This is a genomic window from Plantibacter sp. VKM Ac-2876, assembly GCF_015350715.1.
GTDB classification, from domain to species: Bacteria; Actinomycetota; Actinomycetes; order Actinomycetales; family Microbacteriaceae; genus Plantibacter; species Plantibacter auratus.
In genome coordinates this window covers 1,026,422-1,043,689 of sequence record NZ_JADKSI010000002.1, presented here as the reverse complement: position 1 = coordinate 1,043,689, position 17,268 = coordinate 1,026,422, and the positions used below count along the sequence as shown (strand labels likewise).

Annotated in this window: 16 protein-coding genes, 1 tRNA gene and 1 pseudogene; 12 read left to right on the top strand and 6 right to left on the bottom strand. The window is 69.6% G+C overall.

Annotated elements, in window-relative coordinates; genetic code table 11:
* Window positions 1-18 precede the first annotated feature (18 nt).
* Together ITJ62_RS11315 and ITJ62_RS11310 are read right to left on the bottom strand one after the other, a co-directional pair.
* Window positions 19-366 carry an FmdB family zinc ribbon protein gene (locus tag ITJ62_RS11315; RefSeq protein ID WP_194602030.1) on the bottom strand — a complete coding sequence of 116 codons (348 nt, stop codon included), beginning with the start codon at window positions 364-366 and terminating at the stop codon, window positions 19-21.
* 32 nt (window positions 367-398) lie between these two features.
* The gene (locus ITJ62_RS11310) at window positions 399-998 is read right to left on the bottom strand and encodes a 5-formyltetrahydrofolate cyclo-ligase (protein WP_064296593.1); all 600 of its coding nucleotides are present in this window, start codon (window positions 996-998) and stop codon (window positions 399-401) included.
* A gap of 153 nt (window positions 999-1,151) precedes the next feature.
* Between ITJ62_RS11310 and galU the strand changes: the two genes are divergently transcribed.
* From galU to ITJ62_RS11260, 10 genes and pseudogenes are all read left to right on the top strand, one after another.
* Entirely contained in the window at window positions 1,152-2,045 is an 894-nt protein-coding gene (gene galU / locus ITJ62_RS11305; protein WP_191940703.1) for a UTP--glucose-1-phosphate uridylyltransferase GalU, read from the top strand.
* A 121-nt stretch (window positions 2,046-2,166) separates the two neighbouring features.
* The gene (locus ITJ62_RS11300) at window positions 2,167-2,820 is read left to right on the top strand and encodes a GNAT family N-acetyltransferase (protein WP_194602027.1); all 654 of its coding nucleotides are present in this window, start codon (window positions 2,167-2,169) and stop codon (window positions 2,818-2,820) included.
* Window positions 2,821-2,904: 84 nt separating this feature from the next.
* Window positions 2,905-3,930 carry a hypothetical protein gene (locus ITJ62_RS11295; RefSeq protein WP_194602024.1) on the top strand — a complete coding sequence of 342 codons (1,026 nt, stop codon included), beginning with the start codon at window positions 2,905-2,907 and terminating at the stop codon, window positions 3,928-3,930.
* A 113-nt stretch (window positions 3,931-4,043) separates the two neighbouring features.
* Window positions 4,044-4,691, top strand: a complete 648-nt coding sequence (locus ITJ62_RS11290; RefSeq protein WP_079705398.1) for a hypothetical protein — start codon at window positions 4,044-4,046, stop codon at window positions 4,689-4,691.
* Window positions 4,692-4,742: 51 nt separating this feature from the next.
* Window positions 4,743-4,819 (top strand) — tRNA-Ala (locus ITJ62_RS11285).
* 147 nt (window positions 4,820-4,966) lie between these two features.
* Window positions 4,967-6,142, top strand: coding sequence for a N(5)-(carboxyethyl)ornithine synthase (locus ITJ62_RS11280; protein WP_194602021.1), 1,176 nt, complete (start codon window positions 4,967-4,969; stop codon window positions 6,140-6,142).
* A 453-nt stretch (window positions 6,143-6,595) separates the two neighbouring features.
* Window positions 6,596-7,615 (top strand): annotated as a pseudogene (locus ITJ62_RS19035) (DUF222 domain-containing protein); the annotation flags it as partial.
* Window positions 7,613-7,867 carry an HNH endonuclease signature motif containing protein gene (locus ITJ62_RS19030; RefSeq protein WP_370581907.1) on the top strand — a complete coding sequence of 85 codons (255 nt, stop codon included), beginning with the start codon at window positions 7,613-7,615 and terminating at the stop codon, window positions 7,865-7,867. The pseudogene ITJ62_RS19035 and the gene ITJ62_RS19030, both read left to right, overlap by 3 nt.
* Window positions 7,868-8,105: 238 nt before the next feature.
* Window positions 8,106-9,281 (top strand): mechanosensitive ion channel family protein, encoded by a 1,176-nt coding sequence (locus tag ITJ62_RS11265; protein WP_194602012.1) that lies wholly within the window; start codon window positions 8,106-8,108, stop codon window positions 9,279-9,281.
* 185 nt (window positions 9,282-9,466) lie between these two features.
* The gene (locus ITJ62_RS11260; RefSeq protein ID WP_199862102.1) at window positions 9,467-10,129 is read left to right on the top strand and encodes a MurR/RpiR family transcriptional regulator; all 663 of its coding nucleotides are present in this window, start codon (window positions 9,467-9,469) and stop codon (window positions 10,127-10,129) included.
* A gap of 13 nt (window positions 10,130-10,142) precedes the next feature.
* Here ITJ62_RS11260 and ITJ62_RS11255 read toward each other — a convergent pair whose 3' ends face one another.
* Window positions 10,143-11,606 carry an MFS transporter gene (locus tag ITJ62_RS11255; protein ID WP_194602009.1) on the bottom strand — a complete coding sequence of 488 codons (1,464 nt, stop codon included), beginning with the start codon at window positions 11,604-11,606 and terminating at the stop codon, window positions 10,143-10,145.
* 229 nt (window positions 11,607-11,835) lie between these two features.
* Between ITJ62_RS11255 and ITJ62_RS11250 the strand changes: the two genes are divergently transcribed.
* Window positions 11,836-13,296: a serine hydrolase gene (locus tag ITJ62_RS11250; RefSeq protein WP_194602006.1), complete on the top strand. Its 1,461-nt coding sequence runs from the start codon at window positions 11,836-11,838 to the stop codon at window positions 13,294-13,296.
* Window positions 13,297-13,358: 62 nt separating this feature from the next.
* Here the strand turns inward: ITJ62_RS11250 and ITJ62_RS11245 are convergent, their stop codons facing one another.
* The 3 genes from ITJ62_RS11245 to ITJ62_RS11235 form a co-directional block, all read right to left on the bottom strand.
* Window positions 13,359-13,610: a response regulator gene (locus ITJ62_RS11245; protein ID WP_079001938.1), complete on the bottom strand. Its 252-nt coding sequence runs from the start codon at window positions 13,608-13,610 to the stop codon at window positions 13,359-13,361.
* A gap of 25 nt (window positions 13,611-13,635) precedes the next feature.
* A complete protein-coding gene (locus ITJ62_RS11240) occupies window positions 13,636-14,601 on the bottom strand; it encodes an aldose 1-epimerase family protein (protein WP_370581898.1) in 966 nt (321 codons plus the stop codon).
* Between the two features lie 72 nt (window positions 14,602-14,673).
* Entirely contained in the window at window positions 14,674-16,020 is a 1,347-nt protein-coding gene (locus tag ITJ62_RS11235; RefSeq protein ID WP_370581897.1) for an MFS transporter, read from the bottom strand.
* A 129-nt stretch (window positions 16,021-16,149) separates the two neighbouring features.
* Between ITJ62_RS11235 and ITJ62_RS11230 the strand changes: the two genes are divergently transcribed.
* Window positions 16,150-17,259, top strand: a complete 1,110-nt coding sequence (locus ITJ62_RS11230) for a hypothetical protein (protein ID WP_194602000.1) — start codon at window positions 16,150-16,152, stop codon at window positions 17,257-17,259.
* Window positions 17,260-17,268 lie beyond the last annotated feature (9 nt).

Genomic DNA, 17,268 nt, shown 5'->3' with positions numbered 1-17,268 from the left:
CCTGGCTACGCTACCGGCTCAGGACGTGGCGCTCCCGGCGGAGGCCGGTGTGGCGCTGGAGCCGGAGCCGGAGCTAGAGGAGCCGCCCGAGGAGGAGGATCCGCCCTTGGTGTCCGAGGAGGACGAGCTCGACGACCCCTCCGAGGACTTCGAGGAGGCCGGGATGGAGCTCGAGCCCTTGCCGGCACCGGCGCGGGAGTCCGTGCGGTAGAAGCCGGAGCCGTTGAACGTGACACCGACCGCGCTGAACAGCTTGCGCAGCTTGCCGGAGCACGCAGGGCACTCGGTGAGGGAGTCGTCGGTGAAGGACTGCTGGACGTCGAAGGCGTTGCCGCACTCGGTGCAGCGGTAGGCGTAGGTGGGCACGGGGTCTCCTGGGATGTGGTGGGTCGGCGCGCTCAGCGGCGCGGTCGGACCTGGTCGAAGTCGAGGATGCGGCTCGGGGTCACGGCACCGCCGACGGGTTCGTCGTGGATCTCGCTCGGGACCTCGTCGAGGATCTCGGTGTCGTACAGCACGGCGTAGACGGGAGGGCAGCGCTCCATCGAGCCGAGCGTCTTGTCGAAGTACCCGCGACCCCAGCCCATGCGCATGCCGTGGGCGTCGACGGCGGCGGCGGGGACGAGGATGAGGTCGACGTCGTTGATCGCGATGGGACCGAGGGTGGTACCCACGACCTCGGGGGTGCCGGCGAAGCCCACCGTCTCGATGCCCTCTTCGCCGATCGTCCAGTCGAGGAGCCCGTCGGTGCGGGTGATGGGGAACAGGATGCGGATGCCCGCCTCCTGCGCCCACTGGAGGAAGGGCCGGGTGTCGGGCTCGCTCGGCGAGGAGAGGTAGCAGGCGATGGAGCTCGCCCCGAAGCGGGAGACGAGGGCGCGGAGGTTGTCCGTCAGGCCGGTGGTCGAGCGCTCCTTCTCCAGGGAGGTGAGCAGCTCCCGCCGCTCACGGAGCTCGGCGCGCAGCGCTCGTTTCTCGTGTTCGGCGGGGCTCGTCATGCGACCCATTCTAAACGGCTCGTCGTCGCGCCCGGCTCGTTGCCCGACGTCCTACCCGACATCCGCCGCCTCGTCCAGGGGTTCAGGGGATTTCACCCTCGATCGAGGGGGTATTCGGCTACTTCACCGACTCCACACGATAGGTTTTCCCTCATGACCACTCGTGTTACCAAAGCAGTCATCCCCGCAGCAGGTCTCGGCACCCGGTTCCTTCCGGCGACGAAGGCCCTGCCGAAGGAGATGCTCCCCGTCGTCGACAAGCCGGCCATCCAGTACGTCGTCGAGGAGGCCGTCAGCGCCGGGCTCGCCGATGTGCTCATGATCATCGGCCGCAACAAGAACGCGCTCGCGAACCACTTCGACCGCGTGACCGAGCTCGAGCTCAACCTCGCGAAGAAGGGCGACACCCAGCGCCTCGAGAAGGTCAACGAGTCGAGTGAGCTCGCCGACATCCACTTCCTGCGCCAGGGAGACCCGAAGGGGCTCGGCCACGCCGTCCTGCGGGCCAAGCGCCACGTCGGCCACGAGCCCTTCGCCGTGCTCCTCGGCGACGACCTGATCGACGCCCGCGACGTCCTCCTCGAGCGCATGCTCGACGAGCAGGACAAGCGGAACGCGACGATCATCGCCCTCATGGAGGTCGACCCCGATTCGATCCACATGTACGGCGCGGCGGCCGTCGAGGCCACCGACGACGCCGACGTCGTCCGGGTGACCGGCCTCGTCGAGAAGCCTGCGAAGGAGGACGCCCCGTCCAACCTCGCCATCATCGGCCGCTACGTGCTGAAGCCCGAAGTGTTCGAGATCCTCGAGCGCACCGAGCCGGGCAAGGGCGGCGAGATCCAGCTGACCGACGCGCTGCAGGAGATGGCGGCCGACGTCGAGGGCACGGGCGGCGTCTACGGCGTCATCTTCCGTGGCCGTCGCTACGACACGGGCGACCGCCTCGACTACATCAAGGCGATCGTGCAGCTCGCGGTCGATCGCGAAGACCTCGGTCCCGAGCTGCGTCCGTGGCTCAAGGGCTTCGCCGGGGACCTCGACTGAGTCCACCCGACGACACACGACGCGCCCCGGGTCCGCAGCAGCGGATCTCGGGGCGCGGTCGTGTCGATGCATCGGTGAGCGCTCCACTAGGCTCACCACAGAACGCGAGAGGGGTGGCACGGTGGCGCAGGTCGTACCCGTTCTGAGCAGTGGGCGAGTGAGCATCCGGCCCATCAAGGTCCGTGACGCGAGGCCGCTCGAGCGCGAGCTCGCGGAGAACCGAGCCTGGTTGCGCCGCTGGGAGGCGACGAGCCCCTACGGCCCGGTCCCGGCCGACAGCCGTGCGGCGATCCGGTCGCTGCAGAACCACGCGCGCTCGGGTGCCGGCCTTCCGTTCGTCATCGAAGTCGACGGGGAGTTCGCCGGGCAGCTCAACGTCTCCGGCATCACCTACGGTTCGCTGGCCTCGGCGTCGATCGGTTACTGGGTCTCCCAGCGGTTCGCGGGGCTCGGCGCCACGCCGATCGCGACCGCCCTCGCGACCGACCACTGCTTCACCGCCCTGCAGCTCCATCGGCTGGAGATCTGCATCAGGCCCGAGAACGCTCCGAGCCTGCGGGTCGTCGAGAAACTCGGGTTCCGGTATGAGGGACTGCGACGCCGCTTCATCCACATCGACGGCGACTGGCGCGACCACTTCTGCTTCGGTCTCGTCCGCGAAGAAGTCCCGGGCGGCGTCCTGAACCGGTGGCTGGACGGACAGGTCCCGAAAGACGCGTGCGTGATCCCCGAGGTCGACCGTCTCGCGGCCGCGTCGCCGTTCCCCACCCGCTGACCCGGTAGCCGTTTTCCCCCTCCATCCGGGGACACACCCACCTGTTGATCGGTCTCAGGTCATCGACCCGCTACGGTCAGGGACATGGACGGCGGATTCCTGAGCGGTGGGGTGATCATTCTGGTCGCAGCGATGCTGTGGCTGGTGTACCTGGTGCCGTCGTGGGTGCGCGACAGTCAGTTCTCCGCCAGCGAGCGCAACGCGATCCGGCTGCAGCAGACGCTCCGCGTGCTCGCCGAGACGGCTGAGGTCCCGGAGGCCGTCCGGCTCGAGGCGACGTCGCGTGAGGTCGCCGCGCAGCGCAAGCTCCTCAAGCAGCTCGAGGCCAGGACGAAGGCGACGGCCGAGGCCGCGGCCCGCGTCGAACTCGCCGAAGCCGACCGGATCCGCCGCGAGGAGGAGGCCAGGGCGGTGCAGGCCGAAGCCGCCGCCCGTGCCGCGGAGGATGCTCGTCGTGCGGCCGCTGCCGCAGCCCGTGCCGTGCAGCGCAACGCTCGAGCGGCGAAGCTCGCGCGAAGCCGTCGTCGCTCCAGGCTGCTCGCGACCACCGTGTTGGTCGCCTCCATCATCGGCTTCTGCTCCGGCGTGACCGCGTTCCTCGCGGGTGGCGGCCTCGTCCTCGGTATCTCGTCCACGGTCGTCGGTCTGCTCGCGCTCTCCGCCCTCTCCCGGATGTCGCGCATCGCCCACCGCGCCGTCGCGCCGGTACCGGCGGTCGCGGTCACCACCAGGCGCGTCGAGTCAGCGCTCTTCGAATACAACGAGCCCGTCAAGGCGGCCTCGCAGGCGCAGACCTGGACGCCGACGTCCATCCCGAAGCCGCTCCACCTCTCCGAGGGTTCCTCGGCTGCCGCCGAGCTGGCCAAGGCCGACGCCTACGACCGCCTGCGCCAGGCGGCCATGCAGGAGGCCATCGCCTCCCGCGCCGAGCGTCTCGCACCGGTCGTACCGACGATCGTCCGTCGTCCCGAGCCCGTCGCCGCTCCGAAGCCCGAGCGCGTCGAACCGCAGCCGGCCCCGAGCCGTTTCGCCTCGATGGGTGTCATCGACGAGGGCGAGATCGCCGCAGGGGGATCCACCCTGTTGCAGCGTCGCCGCGCCGCGGGCTGAGTCCCGACCGCGCCCGTCCGGTCGTTCATGAACCGGTCACCGGCGACGGATAGACTCGTTGAGGGGGTTCGTCGCTCGGTTCTCGTCGACGCCCTGGAACGCGAAAGGTGACCATGGGCGTGTGGCGGAAGAGCCGGCGGAAGCCGATGAAGCCCTACGTCGCGCCCCCTGAGGTGGCTCCGCCGCCGGTCGAGCACGCGGTCGAGGAAGGCCTCCTCATCGCGCGGTCCTGGACCGTGGTCGAGGTCACGAACTGGATCATCGAGCGAGCACTCCGCGACGGCGCGTCCTACGACGCCGAGGCGACGCAGGCGGCTGTCCGGCGCGAGCTGGGGCGCATGGCGGACGAGCAGGAGGAGTACGCGGACCTCGCACGGGAGGCACGCCAGACGGCCTTCCAGCGGCGGGGGAGTGCGCGTCACCAGCACGACTACCGTGCGGGCGACCTGAGTGCCCTGTCCCGTCGCCGCGAGGTGTACTCGGGGCTCGCCGCCGAACTCCGTCGGGTGAGCAAGGACGAGGAGTTCGTCGCGGCGATCGCGGAATCCGCTCGTGAGCGTGCATGGGGCGACCTGGAGCGCGCCATCCAGGCGAAGCTCGACCGGGTACTCGACGAACCGGTCGTCGACGAGCACTATCGCCGTGCCCGGAGCCAGCGGCTCCGCTGGTTCCGCGATCTCGACCTCGCTGCCCTCATCGCCGCCAATCCGAAGGACGGCAGCATGCCGGTCGACGACGGCCCGAACCCCTACGAGGACTAGCGCGGCCGGTTCGAAACGGCTCGCCGGTTCTGCTAGCCTGGACGAGTAGTTGGGCCCATGGCGCAGTCCGGTAGCGCACCTCGTTCGCATCGAGGGGGTCAGGGGTTCGAATCCCCTTGGGTCCACCAGCTGCAACGACAACCCCGCACCTCACGGCGCGGGGTTGTCGTGTTTCCGGGCGTCGGCAGCGTCCTGTCCCGTGTCGGCGGCGCCCCGCGTCCTGTACGGTCAGGGGCACGGCGCCGCTTCGGTTCCCGTGAACGGGACGAGCAGTCATGCCAGCAGCATCCGAACCGACCGTGCAGCACGACGCCGTCCTCGGGGTGATCGGCACCTCGCTGAAGCCCGACGAACGACGCGTGCCGATCCACCCGGCGCACTTCGAGCGCATCCCGGAGGAGTTCCGGTCTCGGATCGTCGTGGAGCACGGATACGGCGCCCGGTTCGGCGTCTCCGACGAGGAGATCGCGCCCTACGTCCGCTCGTTCGCGACGCGCGCCGAGGTCATCGCGCAGGCCGACGTGGTCCTCCTGCCGAAACCGCAGCTCGAGGACGTCCAGGAGCTCCGCGACGGGCAGACGCTCTGGGGCTGGCCGCACTGCGTCCAGGATGCCGCGCTGACGCAGCTCGCGATCGACAAACGACTCACGTTGATCGCCTTCGAGGCGATGAACCATTGGGCCGCCGACGGCAGTTTCGGGTTGCACGTCTTCCACAAGAACAACGAGCTCGCCGGCTACAGCTCGGTCATCCACGCGTTGGAACTCTGCGGCTCCACCGGCAGCTACGGCCGTCGCCTGACCGCGGTGGTCATCGGATTCGGCGCAACCGCCCGAGGTGCCGTGACCGCGCTCAACGCCCACGGGATCCACGACGTGCGCGTGCTCACCAACCGCCGGGTCGCGGCGGTCGCGGCACCGATCCACTCCGCCCGCATGATCCAGTTCGACCACGACGACGGCCCGTACCTCAGCGAGGTCATCACCGACGAGGGCCGCGTCCCGCTCGCGCCGTTCCTGGCCGAGAGTGACATCGTCGTCAACTGCACGCTGCAGGACCCCAACGCACCACTGCTCTACCTCCGCGAGGACGACCTCGGTGCGTTCCGGCCCGGGAGCCTCATCGTGGACGTCTCCTGCGACGAGGGGATGGCCTTCGAGTGGGCGCGCACGACCGGGTTCGACGACCCGATGTTCACCGTCGGGCCCGGGGAGATCAACTACTACGCGGTCGACCACAGTCCGTCGCTGCTGTGGAACTCGTCCAGCTGGGAGAACAGCGAGGCATTGCTGCCGTTCCTGCCCACCGTCCTGGCCGGCCCGGCCGCCTGGGTCGACAGCCTGACCGTCCAGCGGGCCGTCGAGATCCAGGACGGTGTCATCCTCAACCCAGCGGTCACCGAGTTCCAGCACCGGTCGGCCGAGTATCCGCACGAGGTCCTCCCGGGCTGATCGGTTCTCGGCCGACTGCGCGAGCAGTGGGGCCGCGGCGGGCCTCTCGGTGAACCGCTGACGGAGGCACCGCGCCCGGGAGGCCTCTCGCGAGCACTTCGACAGGCTCAGTGACCGGGGATGGTCCGCCCGGAACCCTCGGGCCTCCGAGCAACCATCGCGGTCCCTGAGCAGCCCCCTCCGGTCCCTGAGCTTGTCGAAGGGCACCCGAGAAAGCGTCCAAGACCAGCGACAACCATCCGGTCCCTGAGCCTGTCGAAGGGCACCCGCACTCATTCCGGTCTCCGAGCGACCCTCTCCGGTCCCTGAGCTTGTCGAAGGGCACCCGAGGAAGCGTCCAAGACCAGCGACACCCATCCGGTCCCTGAGCCTGTCGAAGGGCACTCGAGGAGACTTTCACATCCGAGACGACTCACCATCTGGAATGTCAGTGGTCCATGATGGACTGGTTCCATGACCGAGACCACCCTCACCGCGATCCGCGCAAGCGACGACTACGCCGCGCGTCTCGCGGAGTTCTCGGATCACTACGCGGACATTCAGCGTCGGCGTGCGGCTCTGGACGCCGAGGAGGCCCGCCTGCTCGCCCGTTCTGCCGCCTACGCGGACGCCTTCGCAGATGTCACGGTTCCGGCGATCTTCCCGCCGGCGGAACGGCAGGCGCTCTCGCGCCGGTCGACCTGCGCGGCCCTCGCGATGGCGACGCGCACGCCCGAGCGGACGGTCCAGCGGGCGACGAACGACGCAGAATGTCTCGTCAACGAAGCACCGGCGGTCCTGGCGTCCCTCGAGGCCGGCCGCATCTCGGCGCGGCACGCGCAGACGATCATCGACCAACTCAGTGACGTGCCGACCGCGGGGCGGGCGGCATTCCTGGAGGCTGTGTTGCCGGCCGCGGAGCAGCTGACCAACGCAAACCTGCGGAGGCGCGCCCGCGTCCTGCGCGAGCGCCTCCACCCCGAGTCCATCACCGCCCGAGCGGTCCGCTCCGAAGCCGACCGCCGCGTCGAGTTCGAACCGGCCGCCGACGGCATGGCGTGAGTGCACCTCTTCACCACCGCGCCCATCGCGCAGGGCATCCTCGAGCGCGTCGAAGCCGCCGCGGCGGAGTCACGCAACGCCGGCGACACCCGCACCTGCGGACAACTGCAAGCGGACGCCCTGGCGGCGCTCGCACTCACCGGCGTGACGCCGGAAGACGTGATGTCGAGCTCGGTCCTGCCGCACCCGATCGAGGTTCAGGAACACATCAAGCCGACCGTGCAGATCACGGTCCCAGCATTGAGCATGGCCGGCGTCAGCGATGCCCCGGCAACGCTCGACGGATACGGTCCGATCGACCCGGAGACCGCGGCACCCATCGCGGTGAACGCACCCAGCTTCACCCGGATCCTCGTCCAGCCCGAAACCGGCGCGATCCTCTCCGTCGGACGCAACCAGTACCGCGTTCCGGCCGATCTGCAGCGCGCGGTGCGGCTGCGGGACGGCACCTGTCGCGCACCAGGCTGCGGCAGACGAGCCAGAGCCTGCGATCTCGACCATTCGGTCGCTTGGGAAGACGGCGGGACGACGGATATCGGCAATCTCGCGTGCCTCTGTCGACATCACCATCGGATGAAGCACCTCCCCGGATGGAACCTCGACCACGGACCGGGCGGGGTGCTCGAGTGGACGACACCCGACGGGAAGCAGTATCGGACCGAGCCGGATCCCGCGCCGTTCTGACCACGAAGTGATGTGGCAGCCTCGTGCGCACTTCGACAAGCTCAGTGACCGGGGGAGGCTCTCAGCGACCGGGGGAAGTTTACGTGGGTCAGGCACGTGAACTCGGCCTGAGAGGTTCGTGGCAGGCCGCGCAAGCGGTCGAGCGCGGGATGCACCCGCCCCTACGCTGGACGCTTGCACCGTGCGACATCGGTCGGCGGAGGAACACATAGTGCACGACCGGCTCGAGGAGGCATGGATGTTCGTTTGGCAGAGCTGGTGGGGTGTCGCCGCAGCGGCCGGGATCGCGCTGATCGCAGCGCTCGTCGTCATCGTGATCGTGTCGGTCTCCTTCCGGATGGCGGCGCGGCGGAGCGACTGGCCGGGTGCGCTCGCCGGGAGTGCCAGGCACCCCTTCCGGGCCCTCGTGGTCCTGGTCGCCGTGTGGCCGGCGGTCGCGGCGACGCTTCCCGATGAGACCGCCCGTGGGTTCATCGACCAGACCTTCCGGATCGCCGTCATCGCCGCAGCGACGTGGCTGGTCGCCGCGCTGCTCGCCTTCGTCATCGGGCTCGGCCAGGCCCGGTACCGCATCGACGTCCCGAACAACAAGGTCGCCCGCCGCATGCAGACGCAGCTCGCACTCGTCCGTCGCTTGGCGATCGCGGTCGTCGTCATCGTCGGTGTCGCGTCGATCCTCCTGACCTTCCCCGGCGTCCAGGGCGTCGGGGCGAGCGTGCTGGCCTCCGCCGGTGTCGTGAGCATCGTCGCCGGCCTCGCGGCGCAGTCCGTCCTCGGGAACGTGTTCGCCGGGATCCAGCTCGCCTTCAGCGATGCGATCCGGGTCGATGACGTCGTCATCGTCGAGGGGGAGTGGGGCCGGATCGAGGAGATCACCCTCACCTACGTCGTCGTCGGCATCTGGGACGATCGCCGCATGGTGCTTCCGTCCACCTACTTCACCTCCACGCCCTTCCAGAACTGGACGCGGAACACGAGCGAGCTGCTCGGGTCCGTCGAGTTCGACCTCGACTGGTGGGTCAGCCCCGCTGTCATGCGGACCGAGCTGGAGCGCATCCTCGACCGCACCGACCTCTGGGACGGCCGGGCACAGGTGCTACAGGTCACGGACGCCGTCGGCGGCTACGTGCGCATCCGCATCCTCGTCACCGCGGTGGACGCACCGACCCTCTTCGACCTCCGATGCCTCGTGCGCGAGCAGATGGTCGAGTGGATTCTCGCGCAGAACCCGTCGGCGATCCCGCGCAACCGGGTGCAGATGGTCGAGCAGGAGCCTCGTCCGGTGCCGAAGCGCGGCGGGCCGGTCACCGAGCCCGTCGGGCTGTTCAGCGGCAGCGCCGAGGCCGAGCAGCGCGCGAGCCTCTTCACCTCCTCGATCACCCTGCCCGACCTGGACGACGAGCCCGAACGCTGACCGTCGCGCGGCCGGACGCGTGTGCACCGAATCGTTGTCGTTCCGGCGATCCTGTATGCGCTTCCCGTCGCTACCATCAAGGGAACCTCGCCGGGTGACCTGCCGGCGGGCCGTCGGTGCTGCTGCCGACATGAACGGACGGCGCCGGCCCGAACCCCGGCGACGGCATGCGAAGGAGACCGCGCGTGAACGACGACACCCTCTTCCTCACCGATGAGGACACCGCCGTCCCCGGCGAACGCCCGGAGCAGCGTCTCGAACGACGCTCCGCATCCGTCCTGAAGCACCGACTCCTCGAACAGGAACGCAAGCAGTTCGAGGAGTCCCTCGCCTCGGCGAAGGCGGACGGTGCCCTCGAACGCGCGGCGGCCCTCATCGTCTCCGCGCGGCGACGTTTCCTCATCGGGGCGTCGAAGTCGTTCACCTACGCGTCCCTCCTCGCCGCGGATCTCAGCTACGGCCTCGCGAACGTCACGCTCATCGACGGCACCATCGTGCGTCCCCTCGACGTCCTGAGCGACGTGCGGACGAGTGACGTCATGATCGCCGTGTCGCTGCAGCGGTACCGGAAGTACACGATCGACTCCGTCGTCCCGTTCGCCGAGGCGGGAGGCAGCCTCGTGCTCATCACGGACGCGCCGGACGCCCCGCTGACCCCGTACGCCGACGAGACGATCGTGCTCGGCCGTGCCGAGGACGGACACCCGAGTTCCTCGATCGGGATCGCGCTCACCCTGCACGTCCTCGCCACGCTCACGACGGCCAGCGCCAAGGGCGCCGGCCGTCGGGCGGTGGAGCGGGAGCGCCTCGCCGAGACGCTCGGGGTCTACGTCTCCGCCGAGGATTGAACGCGGACCGGGATCAGCTTCCCGAGCCCTTCCCCTCGCGCACGATCGACAAGGGTTCCGTGATGTCCTCGAGTGACTTCCGCGCGGCGTCGACCCCGAAGATGAGGGCGATCAACCCGCCGAGGACCATCACACCTGCTCCGACGAAGTAGCCCACGGTGAGCGGACCGCGGTCCGTGCCGTCGCCGATCAGGATCCCGTAGAGCAGGGGCGCGACCGAACCCGCGATCTGTCCGATCGCGAAGAAGTAGCCGATCACCTGGCTGCGGAGCTCGAGCGGGAAGATCTCGCTCACGGTCAGGTAGGCGCTGGACGCACCGGCGGAGGCGAAGAAGAACGAGACGCACCAGAAGATCGTCTGCGTCGTCGCGTCGAGCGCACCGGCGTTGAAGAGCACCGCCGACACGGCCAGCACCGCCCCGGAGACCCCGTAGGTGAGGAAGATCATCTGGCGACGTCCCCAGGTGTCGAACAGCCTGCCGAGGAGGAGTGGGCCGAGCAGGTTGCCGATCGCGAAGGGGAAGAAGTAGTACTGCGTCGATGAGGGGCTCGTGCCGTAGAAGTTCTGGAGGACGAGCGCGTAGGTGAAGAAGATCGCGTTGTACAGGAACGACTGCGTGATCATCATCGCGAGGCCGACGAAGGTGCGCTTCGGGTACTTCGAGAAGAGGACGCCGAAGATGGTCCGGATCGGGATGTGGCCCTGGGCCTGGACCGTGAGCGCCTTCGACTCGTCGACCGGCTCGATCGTCCCGCCCTGCTTGCGGACGGTCGCCTCGATGTCGTCGACCGTGGCCTCCGCCTCCTGTTCCCGACCGTGCGTCATGAGCCACCGCGGACTCTCGGGGATGTGGCGGCGCAGGAAGATGATGGCGAGACCGAGGACCGGCCCGATGAAGAACCCAATGCGCCAGCCGACGTCCTCGGCGAAGTAGTCGGTGTTCAGCAGGAACAGGTTCGCCGCCGATCCGAGGGCGGCGCCGCCCCAGTAGGTGCCGTTGATGGCGATGTCGACGTGCCCGCGGTACTTCGACGGGATGAGCTCGTCGATGGCCGAGTTGATCGCCGCGTACTCGCCGCCGATGCCCATGCCGGCGAAGAACCGGAAGATGGCGAGGAACCAGAACGTGGGGGACAAGCCCGCGATGCCGCTCGCGACGAGGTAGATCGCGAGGGTCAGGATGAAGAGCTTCTTGCGGCCGAGGCGGTCCGCCATGCGGCCGAAGATGAGGGCACCCGTCACCTGGCCGAGCAGGTAGATCGTCCCGAGGAGGCCGACCTCCGCCGCCGACAGCCCCAGCGACTTCTGGAATCCGGCGGAGGCCACGATCTGGATCTCGAGGCCGTCGAGCACCCATGAGAAGCCGAGACCGACGACGATCATCCAGTGGAACCGGGTCCACGGCAATCGGTCCATCCTGGCGGGGACGAGGCTCCGGACCGGGGCCGGCTGCCCGGAGGTCGACGTGTTCGACATGGAATGACTCCTTCCACGGCCGTCCCGTCGACGGTCGATCCGGGAGATGACGCTACTCCCGCGGCGGGCATCGGACGTCGCTGATCGGTGCCCCTTGACTTCGTCCTGGCGGAGGAGCACCCTACGCCCGGCACCCCGTGCGATGGCGCCCGGTGGTGCGGAATGGTCGTACGCTCGAAGCGCGACGAGATCGCGGACGGCTGCCGAGGGCCGTCGAGGAGGAGGCGGCATGCACCTGGTCGAGGACAGCACCGAGACGGACATCACGCGGGTCTTCCAGGACCGGATCACCTCCGGCGTCGCCCCGGGATCGTACGTCGCCGTGTTCGACCGCGAGCGGGTCCGGTTCGAGCAGGGGTTCGGCGGGGTCACCGTGGGCGGTCCGGTGCCCGACGCCGACACGCTGTTCCGCATCGCCTCCTGCACGAAGAGCTTCACCGCGGCCGTGCTCCTCATCCTCCGCGACGCCGGTCGCCTCGACCTGGACGCGCCAGTGGACGGGTTCGTGCCGGAGTTCGCGCCGGTGCTCCCTGACGGCATCGCCGTCCGGCCGACCGTGCGGATGCTCCTGACGATGTCGGGTGGGCTCGGAACGGACGATCCGTGGGGTGACCGCCAGGAGTCGATCAGCGTGGACGAGTTCCGGCGGCTGCTCGTGCGCGGCGTCCGATGCGTCACGACACCCGGGACGGCGTTCTCCTACTCGAACCTCGGCTATGCGCTGCTCGGGCAGGTCATCGAGCGTGTGACCGGTGGCTCCTACATCGATGCGGTGACCTCGCTCCTGCTGGGGCCGCTCGGGCTCGGCGCCGTGTTCGAGCGGCCCGAGGGCGACGGGGCGGTCACGGCGACCGGTCATCGTGTCCGCCGCGAACGGGCCGTCGATGAGGATGGCCGATTCGTCGAGGTCCCGTTCTCCGGCCCCGGGGTCTTCTCCTCGATCGGCGGGCTCTTCGCCTCGGCCTCCACCCTGATCGGATGGGTGCGCTGGCTCGACGGCGCCTGGACCGGGGACGAGACCGGACCGCTGTCGAGCGCCAGCCGCCGCGAGATGCAGCAGCTGCACCGGCTCGCTCCGTCGCGGCCCACCCTCGACGGCGTGCCGCCGAGACTCGCGCTCGGCTACGGCTTCGGCCTCTTCGTCGAGGAGGACGCCGACCTCGGGACGCTCGTCTCGCACTCGGGCGGCTACCCCGGTTACAGCGCCCACATGCGGTGGCACGCGACATCCGGGTTCGGCGTCGTCGCCTTCGAGAACGCCGGCTACGCGGCCGTGGCGAAGCCCGCCGAACAGGCCTTGCGGCTGGCGATCGCCGGCGCACAGGCCTCAGGCGAGCTGCCGGAACCGGCGATCCGCCCCTGGCCGGAGACCCTCGTGGCGTCGATGACCGCGACCGGGCTGCTGTCGCACTGGGACGACCGCGTCGCCGCGTCGCTGTTCTCCGAGAACGTCGCCCTCGACCGGCCACTGGAGGAGCGACGCGAGGCGGTCGACGCCGCTGTCACCGCCGTCGGTGGCATCGCCGAGGTGGCTTCGGGGCGCGCGACGCCGATCTGCGATTCGCCGGACCACCTGGTCTGGTTCGTCGAGGGGACGGAGGGTCGCCTCCGCCTGGAGGTCCGGATGACACCCGTGCTTCCGCTCCGGGTCCAGACCTTCACGGTGACGGTCGACGACCAGGGGGAGTGAACGCCGAACGCCGGCAGCTGAGGCTCAGCTACCGGCGTTCAGGTGGAACGGGGTGGTTCGGTTCAGCCGATCGAGTCGTCGTCGCCGTTGCCGTTGCGGTTCGTCGGGGAGATGTCCTCCGTCGACTCGACGTACTCGTAGTCGGTCGTCGTCGGGCCGTCGTGGTCGCCGGTGTTCGTCGCTTCGCCGACGGGGCGGTAGATGAGCTGGCCTTCGCCGTAGGGCAGGACGAGCTCGCCGTCCTGGCCGTCTTCGAGCGGGATGATCTCGCTGTCGAGCGGGCCGCCGGTGAGTTTCGCAAGAGTCTGTGACATGTCGCCAGCCTAGCCCCGACGACTGTCAGAGTGCTGCGATGGTCCAGGACACCCGGTGTGGTGTATTGGGAGCCAGGACGACGAGATCGGTCCCGGTCGAGAAGGCGTCGGGGGGACAGGTCATCGGTTCGACGGCGAGCCCCAGTCGGTTCAGCTCCGCGACGGGCTGATCGGCCGTGTGCACCTGGACCCAGGGCAGGCCATCACCCCAGTGCATGGCGACGCCGCTGCCGGATGGCGTCGTCACGCGCACCGTGACCCGGCCGTCGACGTCGCGGTCGAGCGCCGTGTAGGCGTGATCGATGAAGGTGTCGCCGATGGTCCGGGGTGCGCGGAAGTCGAAGTGCTCCGTCGCCTCCGTGTCGACCGGCTCCAGCGAGACCGGGATGAGCCGGTCCGGCGTGACGGTGAGCACCTCGGCAGCGGGCAGTTCGAGCGTCCAGTCGTCGACACGGCCCTCACCCGCGACGAGGTACGGGTGCGGTCCCGTGCCGTAGGGCGCGTCGACGTCGCCGAGGTTCAGCGCCTCGACGTCGGTGCGGAGTCCGTCGTCGTCGAGCGTGTAGGTCGCGGTGACCTGGACGCGGAACGGATAGCCCTCCTGCGCCTCGATCACCACGCGGAACGCCGCCGACGCCGCGCTCGACGACACGAGGTCCCACTCCGACCAGGCGGCGAGCCCGTGGAGGGCGTGACCGCGAGCGGGTTCCGTGAGCGCGAGCTGGTGGTCGACGCCGGCGAAGGTGTACCGGCCGTCGACGACGCGGTTGGGCCACGGGGCGAGCATGGCGCCGCGGAACGCCGGACGGACCTCCTCCGCGTCGAACGGGACCACGAGGTCTCGGCCGTCGTACCGCAGGAACCGCAGGGAGGCACCGACCGAGGCGATCGACGCGGTGTACGCGCCGTGCTCGAGATCGACACGACGTCCCGAGATCGGACGTCGGTCGACGGAGGCGGACGGGGACACGGTGCTGGCGGATTCGGTCACGGCCCCATTCTGTCGCATCGACGCCGACCGACCCGGCCGACCGGCGGTGCGGGTCGGCCGGTGGGACGCGGCTCAGTCGAGGGAGCGGCCGCGCATGTCCGAGAGGAACAGTGCGGCGACCGCGGCGACGACGAAGAAGGCGGCGAACACGGAGAAGAGCAGGGCCTGTCCTGCGAGGAGGAGCACCGGAACCGACAGCGGGGCGATGATCGAGGCGATGCGGCCGATACCGGCGGCCCACCCGGCCCCCGTCGCGCGGAGCGCCGTCGGATACAGCTCCGGGGTCGTCGCGTACAGGGCGCCCCAGGCGCCGAGGTTGCAGAAGGACAGGCACATCCCGAACACGATGATCATCGGTTCGGTCGTCGCCGTGCCGAACAGGACCGCCGACACCGCGGATCCCGCGAGGAAGGTCGCCAGGGTCTGCTTCCGCCCCCAGGCCTCGATCAACCACGCCGAGACGGCATAGCCGGGGATCTGGGCCAGGGTGATGATGAGGGTGAAACCGAAGGACCGGACGAGCGAGAAGCCGGAGGCGACGAGGATCGTCGGGATCCAGATGAACGCGCCGTAGTAGGAGAAGTTGACGCAGAACCACACGATCCAGAGCGAACCAGTGTCGCGGCGGTGCGTGGGCGCCCACAGTCCACGGAGGCGCTCGCCGGCGGAGAGGCCGGTGCTCACGGAGGTGTCGGTGGCGGTCTTACCGGCGGCCTCCGGGTGGGCGACGCCGGCCGAGGCCTCGAACTCGCGGACGACGGCCTCGGCCTCGCGGTGACGTCCACGCGACTCGAGGAAGCGCACCGACTCCGGGAGACGCGTCCGCACGATGGCCGCGTAGACCGCGGGCAACGCGCCGATGGCGAGGGCCCAACGCCAACCGTCGTCGCTCGTCGGCACGACCAGGTAGCCGATGAGTGCGGCGGCGATCCACCCGACGGCCCAGAACGCCTCCAGGAACACGATGATCCGCCCGCGGATCCGTGGCGGGGCGAACTCGCTCATGAGGGTCGAGGCGACGGGCAGCTCGGCGCCGAGTCCGAGGCCGACGATGAACCGCAGCACGATGAGCACCCCGAGTCCCCAGGCGAGGGCAGAAGCCCCCGTCGCGATGCCGAACACGAGCAGCGTGATCGCGAAGACGTGGCGCCGACCGACCCGGTCGGCGAGCAGACCGCCGAGCGTCGCACCGATCGCCATGCCGAGGAACCCGGCTGAGGCGATCCAGGAGAGCTCCGTGTTCCCGAGCTGCCACTGCACGGCGAGCTGGGCGAGGACGAAGGACACGAGTCCGACGTCCATGGCGTCGAGGGCCCAGCCGACGCCGGAACCGACGAGCAGTCGCCCGTGGGCCTTGGTGAACGGGAGCGCGTCGAGGCGCTCGCTGCGGGTGCGGGGTGTGGTGGGGGCGGTGGACACGTCACCATTCTGGTGCAGGATGTGCCCACCGGCGCCGGTCCGTCGCAGATATGCTGACGACACGAACTGCAGGCGTGCGGCCGGGCAGTTCACCCGCTCCGCCCGCCGTTCCGTCGAAAGGCCACTCCCGTGACCGATGCACCGCCTCCCGACCCGCAGCAGCCTGACGGCCGCCCGCCGCAATGGCCCGCGGGTCAGCAGCCGCAGCAGCCGTATGGTCAGCAGCAGAACCCGTACGGCCAGCAGCAGCCGCAGTACGGGCAGGGACCGCAGCAGCAGAACCCTTCCGGCCAGCAGGCGCAGCCGCCGTATGGACAGGGACCGCAGCAGCAGAACCCGTACGGACAGCAGCAGAACCCGTACCAGCAGAACCCGTATGGCGGGCAGCAGCAGCCCTCCGGCGGACAGCCGCAGCAGCCGCCCTACGGGCAAGGACCGCAGCAGCCGTACCAGTCGCAGCAGACTCCGTACCAGCAGCAGCCACCGCAGGGCCCTCCCGGGTACGGCCAGCAGCCGCCGCCTCCCGGTGCCCCGAAGCGCAAGCGGACGGGGCTCATCATCGCCCTCGCCGTCGGTGTCCCGCTCGTGTTGGCGGCGATCATCACCGTCGTCGCCCTCGTGCTCACGCAGGGTGGCGCACCGGTCGCGGACCCGAGCCCCACCCGCTCGGCCACCCCGACGAACACCGCTTCTCCGACGCCCACGGAGACGGACTCGACGCCGGAGCCGACGAAGACCTACGTCTCCATCCCGCCCGACCTCGACTTCGCGGCCGGGCAGGACGTCCCCGCCGAATGGACGGCCTACCTGACGAACGACCTGGACTCGTCCTGGGCGGCGATCGGTCCGGACCGGAACGGCGTCGAGATCTACCGGAACGCGGCGACCTCGTGCGACGTCGGACTCGGCGACATCGCGCTGACGCCTGACGAGATCGCGGTCGGAGACGACGAGAAGTCGAGTGACGCCTACATGGCGAAGTACGTCGGGGCCGACTACGTCAAAGCGGACGGCACGACGGAACAACTGAACTACAACAGCGGTGGGGGCCTCATCGAGTTCCGGGTCCTGTCGTGGACCCAGCCCTCGGGGGAGCGCACGTACTGGGGCGTCCGGTCGCTCACGAAGATGGGGATCCTCGTCGTCTTCACCTTCACCTGCAAGGACCAGGGGTCGCTCGACCTGCTCGCGAACGACGTCGTGAACCTCATCTCCGTGGAGCTGCTCCCGAAGCGCTGACCGGTCCCG

Coding starts and splice junctions, on each gene's coding strand:
- ITJ62_RS11310 (WP_064296593.1), bottom strand. CDS start 998: ATGACGAGCCCCGCCGAACACGAGAAACGAGCGCTGCGCGCCGAGCTC.
- ITJ62_RS11250 (WP_194602006.1), top strand. CDS start 11,836: ATGCACCTGGTCGAGGACAGCACCGAGACGGACATCACGCGGGTCTTC.
- ITJ62_RS11295 (WP_194602024.1), top strand. CDS start 2,905: ATGGACGGCGGATTCCTGAGCGGTGGGGTGATCATTCTGGTCGCAGCG.
- ITJ62_RS11280 (WP_194602021.1), top strand. CDS start 4,967: ATGCCAGCAGCATCCGAACCGACCGTGCAGCACGACGCCGTCCTCGGG.
- ITJ62_RS11245 (WP_079001938.1), bottom strand. CDS start 13,610: ATGTCACAGACTCTTGCGAAACTCACCGGCGGCCCGCTCGACAGCGAG.
- ITJ62_RS11255 (WP_194602009.1), bottom strand. CDS start 11,606: ATGTCGAACACGTCGACCTCCGGGCAGCCGGCCCCGGTCCGGAGCCTC.
- galU (WP_191940703.1), top strand. CDS start 1,152: ATGACCACTCGTGTTACCAAAGCAGTCATCCCCGCAGCAGGTCTCGGC.
- ITJ62_RS11290 (WP_079705398.1), top strand. CDS start 4,044: ATGGGCGTGTGGCGGAAGAGCCGGCGGAAGCCGATGAAGCCCTACGTC.
- ITJ62_RS11265 (WP_194602012.1), top strand. CDS start 8,106: ATGTTCGTTTGGCAGAGCTGGTGGGGTGTCGCCGCAGCGGCCGGGATC.